Annotated in this window: 12 protein-coding genes; 5 read left to right on the top strand and 7 right to left on the bottom strand. The window is 73.2% G+C overall.

The window, feature by feature from the left end; all coding sequences use genetic code 11:
- Positions 1-430: 430 nt before the first annotated feature.
- The 3 genes from ACFYYJ_RS09820 (at position 431) to ACFYYJ_RS09810 (ending at position 4,007) form a co-directional block, all read left to right on the top strand.
- Positions 431-1,324, top strand: coding sequence for a LysR family transcriptional regulator (locus ACFYYJ_RS09820; RefSeq protein ID WP_385121877.1), 894 nt, complete (start codon positions 431-433; stop codon positions 1,322-1,324).
- Positions 1,325-1,412: 88 nt separating this feature from the next.
- Complete coding sequence (locus ACFYYJ_RS09815) at positions 1,413-2,672, top strand: Ig domain-containing protein (protein ID WP_389130587.1); 1,260 nt, start codon at positions 1,413-1,415, stop codon at positions 2,670-2,672.
- Between the two features lie 84 nt (positions 2,673-2,756).
- A complete protein-coding gene (locus ACFYYJ_RS09810; RefSeq protein ID WP_389130584.1) occupies positions 2,757-4,007 on the top strand; it encodes a cytochrome P450 in 1,251 nt (416 codons plus the stop codon).
- A 49-nt stretch (positions 4,008-4,056) separates the two neighbouring features.
- On the opposite strand, the gene ACFYYJ_RS09805 is transcribed toward ACFYYJ_RS09810, so the two are convergent.
- On the bottom strand, positions 4,057-5,457 hold the full coding sequence (locus tag ACFYYJ_RS09805; RefSeq protein WP_389130582.1) for a hypothetical protein: 1,401 nt from the start codon (positions 5,455-5,457) through the stop codon (positions 4,057-4,059).
- Positions 5,458-5,517: 60 nt separating this feature from the next.
- Positions 5,518-7,116 carry a protein kinase gene (locus ACFYYJ_RS09800; protein ID WP_389130580.1) on the bottom strand — a complete coding sequence of 533 codons (1,599 nt, stop codon included), beginning with the start codon at positions 7,114-7,116 and terminating at the stop codon, positions 5,518-5,520.
- Between the two features lie 121 nt (positions 7,117-7,237).
- Between ACFYYJ_RS09800 and ACFYYJ_RS09795 the strand changes: the two genes are divergently transcribed.
- Together ACFYYJ_RS09795 and ACFYYJ_RS09790 are read left to right on the top strand one after the other, a co-directional pair.
- On the top strand, positions 7,238-8,221 hold the full coding sequence (locus tag ACFYYJ_RS09795) for a GlxA family transcriptional regulator (protein WP_385357660.1): 984 nt from the start codon (positions 7,238-7,240) through the stop codon (positions 8,219-8,221).
- A gap of 59 nt (positions 8,222-8,280) precedes the next feature.
- Entirely contained in the window at positions 8,281-8,868 is a 588-nt protein-coding gene (locus ACFYYJ_RS09790; RefSeq protein WP_385357663.1) for an isochorismatase family protein, read from the top strand.
- On the opposite strand, the gene ACFYYJ_RS09785 is transcribed toward ACFYYJ_RS09790, so the two are convergent.
- From ACFYYJ_RS09785 to ACFYYJ_RS09765, 5 genes are all read right to left on the bottom strand, one after another.
- The gene (locus ACFYYJ_RS09785; protein WP_385357666.1) at positions 8,858-9,940 is read right to left on the bottom strand and encodes an alpha/beta hydrolase; all 1,083 of its coding nucleotides are present in this window, start codon (positions 9,938-9,940) and stop codon (positions 8,858-8,860) included. The two genes, ACFYYJ_RS09790 and ACFYYJ_RS09785, sit on opposite strands and share 11 nt — an antisense overlap.
- Positions 9,931-11,586, bottom strand: a complete 1,656-nt coding sequence (locus ACFYYJ_RS09780) for a molybdopterin-dependent oxidoreductase (RefSeq protein WP_385357669.1) — start codon at positions 11,584-11,586, stop codon at positions 9,931-9,933. Before ACFYYJ_RS09780 ends, ACFYYJ_RS09785 begins: the two co-directional genes overlap by 10 nt.
- Positions 11,543-11,731, bottom strand: a complete 189-nt coding sequence (locus ACFYYJ_RS09775) for a hypothetical protein (RefSeq protein WP_385121903.1) — start codon at positions 11,729-11,731, stop codon at positions 11,543-11,545. The genes ACFYYJ_RS09780 and ACFYYJ_RS09775 overlap by 44 nt, the downstream gene beginning before the upstream one ends.
- A gap of 90 nt (positions 11,732-11,821) precedes the next feature.
- Complete coding sequence (locus ACFYYJ_RS09770) at positions 11,822-14,143, bottom strand: alpha-N-acetylglucosaminidase (protein ID WP_389130573.1); 2,322 nt, start codon at positions 14,141-14,143, stop codon at positions 11,822-11,824.
- Between the two features lie 27 nt (positions 14,144-14,170).
- Positions 14,171-15,874: a ricin-type beta-trefoil lectin domain protein gene (locus ACFYYJ_RS09765; protein WP_389130570.1), complete on the bottom strand. Its 1,704-nt coding sequence runs from the start codon at positions 15,872-15,874 to the stop codon at positions 14,171-14,173.
- Positions 15,875-15,999: the final 125 nt, after the last annotated feature.

The following is a 15,999-nucleotide window of genomic DNA, read 5'->3' as shown; positions in this document are numbered from 1 at the left end:
GAACGGGGGAGCGGAGGCATGCCGGAACGGGGGTGCTGCGTCTCGCGCACATCGGCCGGGCGACCCGCCGCCGACAAGGCGGGCTTGAACAGTGGTCAAACACCCTCACGCCGCGATGCATCGTGCGGTGGCCTCCCCGCACTGTCAACAGCATTGCGGAATGCGCTGCTTCGCACCGGTGGCCCCCGCGGAGGACCCGGCACGCGCCCCCGACGCACCCCTTGCGCGCCGCCGCCGCGCCGGTGGCCTGGGGCGATTCCCGCCGAGGTCGGGCCGGCCCCGGCTCGCGCGTCCTCGTCACGCAGCCCCAGGGGCATGCCGGACCGGCATGCCAACCCGCGGAACCAGGTATGAACGCCACGCCGGAACAGGGAACTTGTTCACCTCACGAGCCCTTACAGGTACAGCCCCACCCGGTTACCGTCCGTCCATGACCCCCACGCTCGCGCAGCTGCGCTACCTCGTCGCCGTCGCCGACTGTCGGTCCATCACCGGCGCCGCCGCCTCGGTCTTCGTCGCCCAGTCCGCCCTGTCCCGGGCCGTCCAGGCCATGGAGCGCGATCTGGGCGTCGAACTCCTCGCACGCCGGGGAAGGGGGGTGGACCTCACGCCGGAGGGGGCCCGGGTCGTCCGACTGGCCCGCACCGTGCTGAACGCGGTCGAGGCCATCGACGACATAGGCACTCCGCACGGCAAGAACGCCCGGGCCGCGCTGGGCCTCGTCACCACGCCCACCCTGGCCCTCGACCTGGCCACGGATCTGGTCGCCGGTTTCACCGAACGACATCCGACCGTCGACGTCCGGCTCCAGCAGCACGACAGCCGCGAGGCGTTGGTGGAGGAACTCAACCAGGGACGGGCCGAGTTGGCCCTGGTCGACCTGCCCGTCGACAAGGAGCTCTCCACCCACTTCATCCAGGAACGCGAGGTGGTGCTGATCTCGCCGGCGGGCTCCCGGCTGCCGGACCCGATGCCGCTGCGGATGCTCGACGGACTGCCGATGGTGCTGCCCACCCCCGGGACCGGGCGGCGCACCGAGATGGAGGCCATGTTCAGCTGCCTCGGCGTACGGCCCGTGCCCTCCTTGGAGGTCGACGAGCGGCTCGGCTGGGTGACGGGCGTGACCGACGGCCGGGGCTCCCTGATCTGGTACCGGGACGTGGTCTTGAGGGCGTTCGGCAGCCGCGCCGAGGTCCGCTCCTTCACCCCGCCCCTGCTGCGCCCGGTGGGCATCGCGCACGCCCGGCGGCCGCTGAGCCGCGCGGCCCGCGCGTTCATCGCGCACACGGGACGCAAGGCGCCCGTACGGGAGCCGGTGCGCTGAGGCCGCATGCCGCGGCAGCATTGAACGATGCTCGAACGGGCGACGATCGGGTCTGTACCGGGAACTGATGTGCCGTCACATTGTGGGCATGTCCCCACTCCTCACGCCCCACCGGGCCGCCGCCCTCGCGACCGCGGCCCTCGCCACCGTCCTCCCCGTCGTCGCCTGGACGAGCAGTGCCACCGCGTCCGCGTCGGCGCCGCCGGCCGCGAAGGCCGCCGCCGCGCCCCTGGCGCCGGAGAAGAAGTGCACCCTCCCCGGCGGCCTGGTCGAGGAGAGCGGACTCGCCGCGAGCCGCAAGCACCCGGGCGTCCTCTACGTCGTCAACGACAGCGGCAACACCAACCAGGTCTTCGCCGTCGACTGCACCACCGCCACCGGCCGGCTCGCGGCCACCTTCACGCTCTCCGGCGTCGGCAACACCGACTGGGAGGGCCTCGCGATGGGCAAGGACGCCACGGGGGGCCCCGCCATCCTGGTCGGCGACATCGGGGACAACTTCGGCAGCCGCGCCGAGATCGTCGTGCATTCCTTTCCCGAGCCCGACCAACTCGCCAACGCCACCGTGACGCCGGTGACCCACCATTTCGCCTACGCCGACGGCGAGCACGACGCCGAGTCCCTCCTCGTCGACCCCCTCAGCGGCCGGATCCACATCGCGAGCAAGACCGTGGGCACCCCGGGGCAGCTCTACCAGGCGCCGCTGCCGCCGGTGGCCGGGCAGGTCAACACGCTGACGGCGGTCCGGCCCGGCCCGGTGTTCGCCACCGACGGCGCGTTCTCGCCGACGGGGGCCTCCTACACCCTGCGCAGCGGAGGCCCGATCGGGGCCAACGTCGCCACCGTGTACGACACCGCGGGGACCAAGCTCGCCGACGTCGCCCTGCCGGCGCAGTCGCAGGGAGAGACGGTGACGTACGCCGACTGCGCGAACCTGCTCGTCGGTTCGGAGAACGACACCCAGATCTGGCGGGTACCGCTCCCGCCGGAAGCCACCCCGGGCTGCGGCTCCGTGCCGACCCCGACCCCGACGCCCACTGCCACCCCGACGCCCACTCCCACACCCACCCCGACGCCCACCCCGGGTGACCTGCGGTTCACCAACCCCGGCCCGCAGACCTGCAAGTTCAACCAGTCCTGCACCGTCCGGCTCGCCACCACCGGCGGCAACGCGCCCGTCAAGTACGCCGTCGACGCACTGCCCTGGGGGCTGACCCTCGACGCCGGTTCCGGACGCATCACCGGCAGGCCCTGGGCGATCGGCGCCGTCACGGTCACCGCCACCGCGACCGACTCCGTCGGAGCCGCCGCGGGCACGTCCTTCGCGCTGACCGTCAACTGGTTCTGAAACGGCCCCGGGACGGACTTGTACAACACGACCCCGACCCCGCACTGTTGAGCGAGTTTCGGTCATCAGGTCAGGAGAGTCGGCTTGTCCTCCCACATTTCACCGCTCCCGCACGTCATCGACCCCGCCGGCGGCTGCCCGCACGCGCTCAACGCCCGGCTGCGCGCCGAGCAGGGCGCCGTGGCGGAGGTCGTACTCCCCGGCGGGGTGCCGGGGGCGGTCGTCCTGGGACACGAGGCCCTCAAGGAGTTCCTCGCCCACCCCGACGTGGCCAAGGACGCCCGGCACTTCCCCGCCCTGCACGACGGCACCATCCCCGCGGACTGGCCGCTGCGCGTCTTCGCCAACGCCCAGGGCATGCACACGGCCGACGACGCCGACCACCGCCGGCTCCGCTCCCTGGTGGGCAAGGCCTTCACCGCACGCCAGGTGGAGCAACTGCGCCCGCGCGTCGCGGAACTGACCGCCGAACTCCTCGACGACCTCGACCGGGCCGCCGCCGAAGCCCCCGACGGCGTCGCCGACCTGTACGAGCACTTCGCCCTGCCGCTCCCCATGAACGTCATCTGCGAGCTGCTCGGCGTGGACCCCGAGCACCGGGGCCGACTGCACCACCTCACCAACACGGTGATCATCGCGACCGACATCACCCCGGCGGAGAAGATGGCCGCCCTCCAGGAACTCGTCGCGCTGATAGGCACGATCGCGGCCGCCCGGCGGGAGAACCCCGGCGAGGACCTCACCAGTGCCCTCATCGCCGTGCGCGAGGGCGACGGCGACCGGCTCAGCGAAGTCGAACTCATCGGCACGATGCGGCTGATGCTCGTCGCCGGTCACGAGACCACCCTGAACCTCGTCGTCAACGCCGTCCGCGCCCTGTGCGCCCACCGCGATCAGCTCGCGCTCGTCCTGGAGGGCAAGGCGACCTGGTCGGACGTGGTGGACGAGACGCTGCGCTGGGACGGACCGGTCAGCTGGTTCCCCTTCCGCTACCCCACCCGGGACCTGACCGTGGACGGCACGGTGATCCCGCAGGGCACCCCGGTGCTCGCCGGGTACACCGCCGCCGGCCGCGACGAGGCCTTCCACGGTCCGGACGCCGAACGCTTCGACGTCACCCGCCCCACCTCCGCCCGCCACCTCTCCTTCGGCCACGGAGCCCACTACTGCATGGGCGCCCCGCTCGCCCGCCTGGAGGCCACGATCGCGCTGGAGCGGCTCTTCACCCGCTTCCCGGACCTCGACCTCGCGGTCGGCGAGGCCGAACTCCCTTATCAGCGCAGCTTCATCAGCAACAACGTCCAGTCCCTGCCGGTCCGGCTGAGCCAGGACTAGCACGGCCGCCGGGGCCGCCCCCGTGGGCGGCCCCGGCGGTACGGGACGGCTACGGCCGGGCCATGACGTCCGCCACCCGGTGGGCGTAGATCACCCGGCCGCACGGGGAGCCCGTGTCCGTACAGGTCGGGTCCGTGGTATCCACGCGGTGCTCGGCCAGTGACCACAGGTACTGCGTGCCGCCGCCGGCCACGCTCTGTCCATGCTCGAAGGACAGGTCCTCGGGGCCTACCGCGTTGGTGATGTTCGCTCCGTAGTCGGTCAGGCGACCGCCCGAGACGGTGGCCCTGCGCAGGCTGCCGCTGTGGGTGGTCCAGCTGCGGTTGAAGTAGTACATGCCGTCGTAGCGCGCGGCGCCCTGGGTGAGATCGCGAGGCAGGTAGAACGCGCTCGTCGCGCCGACCACCCCGCCCGCCGTCTTCAGCAGCCCGGTGCCGTCGTCGATGGGCAGGGCGCCGACCCGGCCCTTCTCGGGGTGCGCGGCGTCGGAATCGCAGTACTCGCCCATGATCAGGGCCGGCGCGGCGGTGTCGCTGCGGTCGACGGAGACGTAGGACGCCTTGGGCGCCCCGGTGGCGGCACAGGTTCCCGCCGCGGAGTTGCCCTGGGCGCTGACGAACTTGTACGAGGCCACCTGCGGCATCACGTACCGGTAGGTGTGCCCGTAGTAGACGTTGTTCTGCCGGCCGATCCGGGTTTCGTCCCGGACGTTGCTCTTCAGGCCGTCCAGCGTGGTGTCGTCCACCGAGGCGTTCTGGTCCGGATTGAGGTCCAGGACGGAGCGCATGTCGAAGACCCGCAGGCCGTTCAGCGTGTCCGCGACGTAGAGGTGGTACTTGTACCAGGCGATCCCGCCCGCGTGGACGTCGACCGCCTTGTAGGAGGCGTGGCCGTAGCTGTTGTAGTACGGCTCGACGAGCAGGACGTGGCGGTACCGGCGGCCGTCCGGGTCGCCCGGTATCGCGGTCTCCGGGTCGACGAACGACAACCGCACGCCTCTGCCGCCGGACTTGTCGTACCAGGCGGTGACCAGGGGCTTGCGGGAGCCCCAGAGCTCGTCGGCCTGGGCGTCGGAGACGCCGGTGATGCCCTGGGGTATCCACTCCTCCGTGAGGGAGTCGCCGCTGTCCCAGCAGAGCTTGCGGGCGGGGGCCAGCACCTTGCCGTCGTCGCCGGTGCCGAACGGGTCGGTCGTGCAGGACGCGCCCGTCTTCGCGACCCGGTTGCCCTGGTCGAGCAGGTCCTGGACGCCCTGCGTGGGGAGTGCCGCCTTGAGATCGGCGACCTGGGCGCTCAGGTCCGGGCCGGACTTGAGGTTGAAGGAGGACGCGGTCGCCGGATCGCCGGGCGCCGCGAGAGCGGGGGAGCCGAGCAGGGGCACCGTGAGGACCGCCGCGGCCACCACGGATATCCAACCGGCCTGTCGACGGCGGGCGTCATGGGGGGACATGGGTCTCTTCTGCCTTCGCTGTAGGAGAAAGCGAAGATCATACGCATGCCCCCTCCGGCGTCAGCAGGGTGCCGAAGGGCCGCTCTCTCGGCTCAGGTTGTCGTTCGACATCCAGCCCTCGACGTTCGATCCGGGCACGCGGACGTACGTCCACTTGTTGCCGTGCGCGTTGACGACGAAGCAGTGGTACGCGAGCTTCGTGCCCTTCTTGGCGAGCGACACCGCGGGGCAGTTCTGGTACGGCCCGGTCTCGATGCGGAAGTCGCCGTTCATGTAGCCGTAGCCGCCGGGGGACGCGTCGCGGTGACTCCAGCCCGTACAAGCCGTCGACACGGGGCTCGGTTTGGTCGCGGGGCTCGCCGAAGCCTTGGGCGGCGCGCCGGTCTTGGCCGTCGCGCCGGGCTTCGGGGTGGGGGTGCCGGCCGGGGTGGCGGGGGCGGGGGAGGCGCCCGGTTTCCCCGGCCCGGAGGTCGCCGTACCGGGGTGGGCGGCCCGTGCCCCGTGCCCGCCGCCCTTGCCGTCGCCCCCGTTCGTCACCGCGTACGTGATCCCGCCCCCGGCGAGCACGACGGCGGTGGCCGCCACCACGACGGCGACCCGCCCCCGACGCCGGGGCCGGCCGGGAACCGGTCCGCCGCCGTGCTGCGAGGCGACCGTGGGACGCGGGCCGACCGGCGGCCCGAAATGGCCCACGGGCGCGGGGGCGGGAGCCGGAGGGGGAGCCGGAGCGGGGACGGGAGCGAGAGGGCGAGAAGGGGGAACGGGGGCCTGCGGGGCAGGACGCGCATCGGCCGGAATCCCCGCCGCGACCCGCTCCAGCATCGCGCGCGCCCGCTCGGCGGTCGGCCGGTCCTCCGGCCGCTTCGCCATCAGGGCCCCCAGGACCGGCGCCAGCGGTCCGGCCAGCCGCGGCGGGGGCAGCGGCTCGGAGACGATCGCGGACAGGGTGGACCAGACGGAGGTGCGGCGGAAGGGCGAGGTGCCCTCGACGGCCGCGTACAGGGTCATGCCGAGCGACCAGATGTCGGAGGCCGGTCCGGGCTCGCTGCCCTGGGCCCGTTCCGGCGGCAGGTAGTCCAGGGAGCCGATGATCTCGCCCGCGCGGGTCAGCTTGGTCTGGGCCTCCTCCTCGGCGGCGTCCACCGAGGCGATGCCGAAGTCGGTGAGGACCACCCGGCCCCCGTCCTGCTCCAGCAGCACGTTCCCCGGTTTGACGTCCCGGTGCAGCACGCCCACCCGGTGGGCCGCGTCCAGGGCGTCCATCAGCTTCGCGCCGATCGCCGCCGCCTCCCGGGGATCCAGCGTCCCGCGCCGGGCGAGCAGGTCGTCGAGGGAGGGCCCCTCGATCAGCTCCATGACGATGACGGGCAGGCCCCGCTCCTCGGTCACGTCGTGCACCGTGACCACCCCGCCGTGCCGGATGCGCGCCGCGGCCTGCGCCTCGCGCCGCATCCGGGCCCGCAGGTCGGCGAGTTCCGCCGCGGACGCGTCCGTGTGGGCCCGCAGGAGTTTGACGGCCACCTCGCGGCCGAGCAGTTCGTCCACGGCCCGGCCGACGACGCCCATGCCGCCGCGGCCGAGCACCGCGGTCACCCGGTAGCGGCCCCCGAGCACCCTCCCCACGAGTTCCCCGTCGTTCGCCTCTTCCCCCGGCACCACACGCCCCGTTCCTCAACCGACAGCATTCGATCACCTGGCGGCCACCAGGGTAGAGGGCCGTGTCCGGATGTGACAGAACACCGTCATTGCCGCCACCCGGAACGGCTGTGACGATGGACGCATGTCCACGATCCGCCGCGTCGTCATCGCGGTCTTCCCCGACGTCGACCTCCTCGACGTCACCGGCCCGGCCGAGGTGTTCGCGCTGGCCAACGAGGAAACCGGCGGCCGGGCGGGATACCGGGTGCAGCTCGCCGCCCCGACGCCCGGGGTCGTGGCCACGTCGGCGGGCGTGCGCCTGGTCGCGGACCTGTCGTTCGCCGAGGTCGACGGCGTACTGGACACGCTCCTCGTGCCCGGCGCGGTGGACCCGGGCCCCGACGGCCCGATCGCCCGGATCGACGCGGACGTGGTGGCGTGGCTGAAGACGGCCGCGCCGGCGGCCCGCCGCGTGGCGTCGGTGTGCGTGGGCGCGCACCTGCTGGCCGCGGCCGGTCTGCTCGACGGCAGGACGGCCACCACCCACTGGTCGACCGCCGCCCAGCTGGCGGCCGACCACCCGGCGGTGACGGTGGACCCGGATCCGATCTTCGTCCGGTCCGGCAACATCTGGACCGGGGCCGGGATCAGCGCCTGCATGGACCTCGCGCTGGCGCTGGTCACCGAGGACCTGGGGGAGGAGGTGGCGCTGAGCGTGGCCCGGCAGCTGGTGATGTACCTCAAGCGGCAGGGCGGCCAGAGCCAGTTCTCGGTGCCGCTGAGCCGGCCCGCCGCCTCCCGCCGGGACATCGACGAGCTGCGGATGTTCATCGCCGACCACCTGGACGGCGACCTGTCCGCGGCGGCCCTCGCGGCGCGGATGTGCCTGAGCGAGCGGCACTTCGCCCGCGTGTTCCGCCAGGAGACCGGCACCACCCCCGCCGGCTACGTCGAGGCCGCCCGCGTGGAGGCGGCCCGCCGGCTGCTGGAACACACCGACCAGCCGTTGGACGAGGTGGCCGCGGCCTGTGGACTCGGCTCGGTGGAAACCCTCCACCGGGCGCTGCGCAAACAGATCGGCATCACCCCGGCGGCCTACCGCCGCCGCTTCCGCACCACCGGCTGAACCCTTCGGCCGTCCGTTCTCCCTTTTTCTCCCACAACCCCGTCAAGGAGTGCTTCGCCATGCCCGTTTCCACCACCCTGCGCGATGTGATCGGCCTCGACAACGCACTGCCCCGCCTCGCCGACACCACCCTCGTCCTGATCGACTTCCAGAACACGTACCGCACCGGCGTCATGGCCCTGGAAGGCGCCGAAGAGGCCCTCGCGGCCGGCGCCCGGCTGCTGGCCGCCGCCCGGGCCGCGGGCATCCCGGTCGTCCACGTGGCCGACGCGGGCTACGACATCGACTCCGAGCTCGGCGCCATCAGCCCCGAAGTCGCCCCCCTCGAAGGCGAACCGGTCGTCGTCAAGGGGGTCCCCGACGCCTTCCACGGCACGGACCTGGAGAAGACCCTGCGCGAGCTGGGGGCCGGTCAGGATCTGGTGCTGGCCGGGTTCATGACCCACATGTGCGTCGCCTTCACCGCCCAGGGGGCCTTCAACCGCGGCTTCCGGCCCACCGTCGTCGCCGAGGCCACCGCCACCCGGTCCCTGGCCGCCTCCGACGGCACGGCCCTGCCGGCCGCCGCCCTCCAGACCGCGGCCCTGGTCACCATCGGGGACGTCTTCGGTCTCGTCGTCCCCACCGTCGAGGACCTCATCGGGTAGCCGTACGCCCCTGGGCCGGCGGGGTCAGCTGAGTGCTCAGCCAGCCCAGCGCGTCCGGGTACATCCCGCTCCAGGTCTGGAAGTTGTGCCCGCCCGCCGGCCGGACCAGCGTCTTCACCCGGACCCCGCTGCCCGCCGCGGCCCTGACGAACTCGTCCAGTTGCCGCGGCGGGCTGTCCTTGTCCTGCGCCGACGTCGCCAGGAACAGGCCGACGTCCGACTTCTTCGCGTGCTCGACCAGCCACATCGGACTGTTGCGCTCCCGCAGCACCGGATCGGACAGCACCTCCGGATCCCCCGTCAGCGGATCCGGGTCCAGGGCCGCTCCCGCCCGGAACGCCTTCGGGTACTGGAGCGGCAGCTTGGTCGCGCAGAACCCCCCGGTGGAGACCCCCATCAAGCCCCAGCCGCCCGGTGCGGGCAGGGTACGGAAATTCCGCGCGACCAGATCCGGCACGTCCTTGGCCAGCCAGTCGGCGACCTTGCGGTCCGGGGTGTTGCTGCAGTCCGTGTTCACCCCGCCCGGGTAGATCTCCGGGATCACGAGGATGAACGGGTGCGCCGCGCCCAGGTCCACCAAGTCGTTCAGCGCGCCCGGCATCTTCCCGAGGTCGATCCAGGTGCGGGGCGTGCCCGGGTATCCGTGCAGCAGCATCAGTACGGGGAACCGGGTGCGGTCCGCGCCCGGCGCGTCGTACTGAGGCGGAGTCCACACCGTCACCTGCCCGGCGAGCTTCGAGTGCGAGCCCCGGAAGTACGTGGTCCGCGTACCGTCGCCGCCCGGTGTGAACGTGGCCCGTCCCACCGGCGGTCCGGTCATCGAGCCGGAACCCTGCGCCGCGCCGGTGCCCAGCAGATCGTCCCAGGAGGAGTAGAGCCCATAGCTGTCGTTGATCCAGGTGGCCACCACGCAGATCGCGGTGAGCTGGCACAGCCCGATCATCACCAGCCGCGCCGGCCACCGCACCCAACCCGGTCCGGGGATCCGGTTCCACAACAGCAGCGCGGCCAGCACGGCCAGCACCGTCAGGACGATCAGCGCGACGAGGAACGAGGTCGCGGTCAGCTCCACGGCCCCTGCTTCCCCCGTCCGCCATCGCCGCCGAGGGCGCCGAGGCCGCCGACGTCCACCTCCACCGAGTGCCACCCGGTCGCCCCGTCGGGCACGGTCCCCGTCCGTACCCCCGTCTGGACGGCGCCCGTGCCGTCCGTCGCCCGGACCTCCAGGGTGTGCCGACCCGGCTTCGCCTCCCACGGCCACACCCACTGCCGCCAGGTGTCCACCCCGTCCGCCGCCCCGAGCCGTGCCTCCTGCCAGGCGCCGCCGTCCACCCGTACCTCGACCCGGTCGATCCCGCGGTGCTGCGCCCACGCGACCCCGGCCACCGCCACCCGGCCCGGATCCACCCGGGAGCCCGGCCGCGGGGTGTCGATCCGCGACTGCGTCTTGACCGTGGCCTGCTGTGCCCACGACCGGCGCACCCAGTACGCGTCGTACGCGGCGAAGGTGGTCAGCCGCAGCTCGGTGAGCCACTTGCAGGCGGAGACGTATCCGTACAGCCCCGGTACGACCATCCGGACCGGGAACCCGTGCGCGAACGGCAGCGGCCGGCCGTTCATCCCCACGGCCAGCAGCGCCGCCCGGCCGTCCATCACCGCCTCCACGGGCGTGCCGATGGTCATCCCGTCCACCGAGCGCGCCACCAGCTGGTCCGCCGGGCCGCCCCGGGACGGCGGCCGTACGCCCGCCTCGCGGAGCAGGTCGCCCAGGCGCACGCCGAGCCAGCGGGCGTTGCCCACGTACGGTCCGCCGACCTCGTTGGACACGCAGCACAGGGTGATGTCGTGCTCGACGAGCGGGCGGGCCAGCAGCTCGTGCAGACCGAGGGTGAGGGGTCGGGTCACCCCGTCGCCGTGGATGGTCAGCCGCCAGTCGTCGGCGTCCACGCGCGGTACGACCAGCGCGGTGTCCACGCGGTAGAAGCCCCCGTTGGGCGTGATGAAGGGGGAGATCCCGGGGACGGGCAGCTGCGCCCCGGCCGGGACCGGCGGCGCGGGCACCGTGGGCGGGGGGAGGACGAAGTCGGCCCGGGAGGCCGTCGCCCCCGACGAGCCGTACGCGCCGAGCCGCCGGCCCGCGTACCCGATCCCGGCCGAGAGCAGCACGACCGCCCCGGCCAGCCGGCCGAAGCCGCGCCGGTCCATCGGCCACGTCCCGGCCGGAGAACCGTCGGCCGGCCGGGGCCGGGTCGCCGCCGTGACCAGCAGGTACAGCACGGCGGCCGAGGCCAGTGCGCCCAACAGCGAGGGCAGCGAGTCCTTCCAGGAGGCCTCCGGCCGGCTGAGGGCGGCCACCGCGCCCAGCACCCCGATCCCGCCCGTGACCGCGATGCCGGCGGGCAGGCTCCGCAGGGCGAGCATGCCCGTGCCGGCCGCCACCGCGGCAAGGACGAGGACGATGCCGATCCCGAGCGCGGCCTTGTCCGAGGTGCCGAACAGCCGGATCGCCCACTCCCGCACGCCCACCGGCGTGAGGTCGACCAGGGCACCGCCGACGGCGGTGACGGGGGCGGCCTCGGGCCGGACCGCCGCGGCGGCCAGCTCGGCGACGGCCAACCCCGCGATCGCCGCCACCACACCGGTTACGGCCCCGACCAGAGCCCGCCGGCCCGGTCTAGGGCCCGTCGTCGAACGGTTCGTCTCGTTCACTGGGTCCATCCGGTGTCGTCGCCTTCCGAAGGGCTTCCGGGGCTTCCCGGCGCTTGCGCAGCTCCACCACCCCGTAGGGCCAGGGGCAGTGGCCCGAGCGGTCGGGTGCCGACGGCTCCGGCGCCGGAGCGGGCTGCTGTGCGGTCTCGGTCATGCCCCCGATGATTTCCGCGGCCGTCGCGGGCGGCGGAGAGCCGACCGTCCTGTACTCCGGACGGGTGGTGGGATTCCCCCGGGAGAGTGGTCAGTTCGATACCGGCGCGGGCGCCGCCGCGGGCAGCGCCGCGGCGATCCCGGCCGCCAGCCGGTACGGGTCCCCGCTCGGTCGGTCCGGGTGGCGGGTGGTGCGCCGGGCCCACTCCTCCTCGTACGCGTGCCAGTCGATCTCCCGGGGAGCGGCCTGCCGCACCAGCGCCTCCTCCAGCGAGTCGAAGTAGAGCTTCCACCGTCCGGCGTACAACTCCGAGACCAGGCCGCTCCATTCGCGGTTCGCGTAGTCGTGCAGGAAGCCGCCCTCGCTCGTGCCGCGCAGGCCCCATACGCTGAGGATCGAGCGTGCGTCGTACTCGTACCGGTCGCGCTCGGCCTCGTCGGCGCCCCAGGAACGGGCCTTCCCGAGCCAGTCCCCGAGCAGGAAGTGCGGATCGGATCCGATGACCGCGTCCAGCTTCCGCTCGGCATCCGCCCATTGGGCGGTCAGTTCACGGAACCGGGCCAGGTCCTTGGCCTCGTACGCCGCCTTGATCTTCGGCAGCAGCACCCGCGAGTGATTGGCGAGGGCCTGCCGGGCCGTGTCCACCAGGTCGAACCGGTAGGCGCTGGAACCGCGTAGCGCCGGAGCCACCTTGAGCAGGTGGTCCAGGGCCCTGCGGACCGAATCGGCCGGATAGCGCATCGACTTGGGGCTCCAGTGCGCCGCCCCCGCCGCACTCAGCGAGGGCCGCGCGGTGAACAGGCTGTCCTGGGACTCCGACCACAGGCCGGACGAGGTGCTGTACGGGCCCTTGCGCAGCTCCTCCCAGGCCGCGGCCGCCTCCGCGTCCGGCCGGCCGTAGCGGCGGGCCGCGTACTGCGCGAACCAGCGGCGCTGGTCGATCGGCCCCGGCTCCCAGGCCAGGTCGGTGAAGAGGTCGAAGGCCGCCGGATTGGTGCCGGTGCCCTCCGGCAGGTAGGCGATCCCCGCGAGCGCGCTGTCGCCCTTCGCCCGCCAGGCGTCGAACCGGTCGATCCACACCGAGGTGTTGGCGCCGATCGTGGTGTGCCCGCCGAAGTTGTAGATGGAGCCCATCGCGTACGGGACACCGCCCCAACGGGTCTCGCGGTCCAGACGGTTGTACCGGTCGGACAGCCCGTCCAGGATCAGCAGCTTCGAGGTGTCCACCCCGGCGAGCAGCTCGGCCGTCGGATCGTCCTGCCAGCCCAGCACCGCCCACACGGCCCCCGGATGGGCGGCGTGCAGGGCCCGCTGGATGGCGCCGGCCGCCGCCTTCACGTCCACGTCCCCGGTGCGGCCGCCCTCGTGCAGGGGGCTCATCCGGTACATCGTGCTGTCGCCGAACACCGCGCGCTGCGCCGAGTAGTACGCGGCCGCCAGCTTCCCGAAGACGGGCGAGGAGGGGTCGAGCCAGTCGGGGCGGTCGAAGCCCGCCCAGTCGCCCTGCGTCACCGTGACCGCGCCCGCGTTGCGGGCGGCGAACTCCGGGGGCACGGTGCCGAAGTAGCCGGGCAGCACCGGGGTCATCCCCAGCGACCGCAGCTGCTCGGCGAGCCGGCCGCCCAGCTCGGCGCGCTCGCGCAGCAGGTGGTCGGAGACCGGCCCGCCGAATCCGCTGAGGTTCTGCAGCAGCCACCAGCTCTGGTGGCCCGGGGCCGGGATCCACCGGCGCAGTTCCTCGTCGGAGTAGCCGAAGCCCTGGAGCGCCCGGTGGTAGGCGTACTCCGCGCCGACCTGGACGAACACCTCGTTGACCCCGTGCAGGGCGAGCAGGTCGATCTGCCGCCGGTGCTCCTCGAAGGTGCGGTACGGGCCGGAGTACCCGTCGTCGGTGTCGTTGAGCGCGTACCGGTGCGGTACGAGGGCGCTGCGCGTGACCGGCGCGGGCACGGCCGGCAACACGTCGGGCAGCATCCCGATGCTGTCGCCGGGCCAGCCGATGTCGGCTCCCGCGACGTGCTGGAGGTACCAGCCGACGCCGGTGAGCAGGGTGGCGCCGGTGCGCCCGCGCACCGTGACGGCGCCCGCGCCGCCGGAGACGGTGAAGGTGTCGGTGGCCGCGCTCGCGTCGGCGACGAGCGTGAACTGCGCCGCGTGCCGCGGCAGCAGTCGCTCCAGGGAGGCCCGCGCGGCCGCGACGGGGTCGACGGCCCGCGCCCCCGGCCCCCCGGGGTGCGGGTCCGCCCGTACGTCCGCCCGTGCGTCGTGTCGTACGTCGCCGAGCACGTCGGGACGCGCGGGCGCGCCCGCGCCCGGAGCGGTGGCCCCGGGCGCGGGGGCCGCGCAGGTCAGGGCCAGCAGCGCGGCCGGCAGGGCGGCGAGGGCGACGTGGCGGCGCCCGCTTCGTGACATCGGGTTGCTCATCCGTTCGCTGGGTGGTCAGACCGGAAGGGACCAGGCCTGGTCGACCCGGTGGTCGCCGCAGGGGGCCAGGTGCAGCCGTCCGGCCGGGGTGTCCGACGTGGTCACCGGGGCCGGAGCCGTCAGGCACGTCCCGCTCGCCTCGTCCACGAGGGTTCCGTCGCGGCGGTGCGTCCAGCTCTGGCCGGTCGGCTGCTGTGCCTGCGGGGGAGCGCAGTCGACCAGTTCCACCAGGCCGGCCGCGCCCGCGGAGAGGCATTCGCCGGCCAGCCGCACTTCCCCGTCGGTGCCGAGGGACCACCGCTGGTCGGGGGCGCCGGTGCAGGTGCCCAGGACGACCGCGCCGACGCCCGTGGTGTTCGCCCCGTCGGCGCACTTGGCGCCGTCACCGACGATCTGCCCGGTGGGCACGGCCTCGGCGCACCGGTCGTGCGGGGTGAGCCGCCACACGGCGGTGTCGTGCCCGGCCAGTCTCCCGGTCAACGTGTCGGTGATGTCGCGGCGTTCGCCGCTCCACAGGTCCCGCGCGTCGGCCGTGCACGAGGGCAGTCCGATCTCGTCGAGCGGCACGCTGATGTTCCGGGTGGCCGTCGAGCGGTTGAGGACGGCCACCGCCCGGTCGCCGTTGGCGAGGGGGCGGACCAGGATCTCGAAGGTGGAGTTGGAGGAGACCACGGCACCCTGACGGCCCATCGGGTCCTGGTCCAGCGCGATCATCCGGGTGTTGCCGAGGGCGGCGAGCCCCTCGGGGGTCAGTCGGGAGGCGTCGGAGGACAGGATGAACGGGGCCGCCATCATGGCCCACAGCGCGACCTGGCTGCGGCTCTCGGCCGCGGTGAGCCCGGGGGCGCCCGCGATCAGGAAATCGGGGTCGTTCCAGTTGCCGGGGCCCGCGTACCGTCCCAGCCAGCGGTTGTAGCCGTAGTTGCCCATCACCGAACTCCACCGGGAAGTGGCCGGCGCGGCCGGGTCGTGGACCTTGATGTCCCGTCCCTCACGCCACAGTTGGCCGGTCTCGCCGACCCAGCCGAGCACCTTGTGCCAGTCCGCCCCACCCCATTCGCCCTGCTGGAAGTAGGCGGGCGCGGAGGCGGAGAGGACCATGTCCCGGCCGCCGGCGCGCAGGGCCTTCGCGACCGCCGTGTAGGCGTCCCGGTAGGCCTGCTCCTTCGTCTTCCCCTCCGGGACCCAGAGGTTGCAGCCGTCCATCTTGACGTAGTCCACGTTCCAGGAGGCGAACTGCCGTGCGTCCTGGAGGTAGTGGTCCGCGCCGCCGCCCTGGGGGGAACCGCTGCCCGGGTACTTCTCGCAGGTCAGCGAGCCGGCGTCCTGGTAGATGCCGAACTTCAGGCCCTTGGCGTGCAGGTGTTCGCCGAGCCAGGCCATGCCGTGCGGGAACTTCTGCGTGTCGACGACGAGGGCGCCGTTCGCGTCACGGCTCTTGGTCATCCAGCAGTCGTCGACGGTCACCGTGTCGTAGCCCTTGGCGGCGAGCCCGGAGGTCACCAGCGCGTCGGCGTTCGCGACCACCTTGGCCTCGTCGATGTCGCACATGTAGTGCGCCCAGTTGTTCCAGCCCATAGGAGGGGTGAGCGCGAGGGGAGTGTCCGAGGTCGCCTTCGGCTCGGCCGCGGCGGCCGACGAGGGGGCGGCCGGGAGCGCGAGGGCGAACAGGGCGGCCGCGGTCAGACAGGGGAGCGTCGCACGCAGGCGAGGCGGCACGGAGTCTCCTTGACGTGGGGGCAGTCGTGCGCCCAGTGCAGCGAGGCGACTACCCGCTGTCAACGCAAGTCGCGGATTATGACCCGATCACCAGCAATATGGCCGTAGTCGCCGTCACACGAACG

Origin of the sequence: Streptomyces sp. NPDC002467, assembly GCF_042889825.1 — a bacterium.
Classification (GTDB): Bacteria; Actinomycetota; Actinomycetes; order Streptomycetales; family Streptomycetaceae; genus Streptomyces.
Note: the sequence above shows the minus strand (reverse complement) of the source record. Positions and strands in the feature narration are given on the sequence as shown.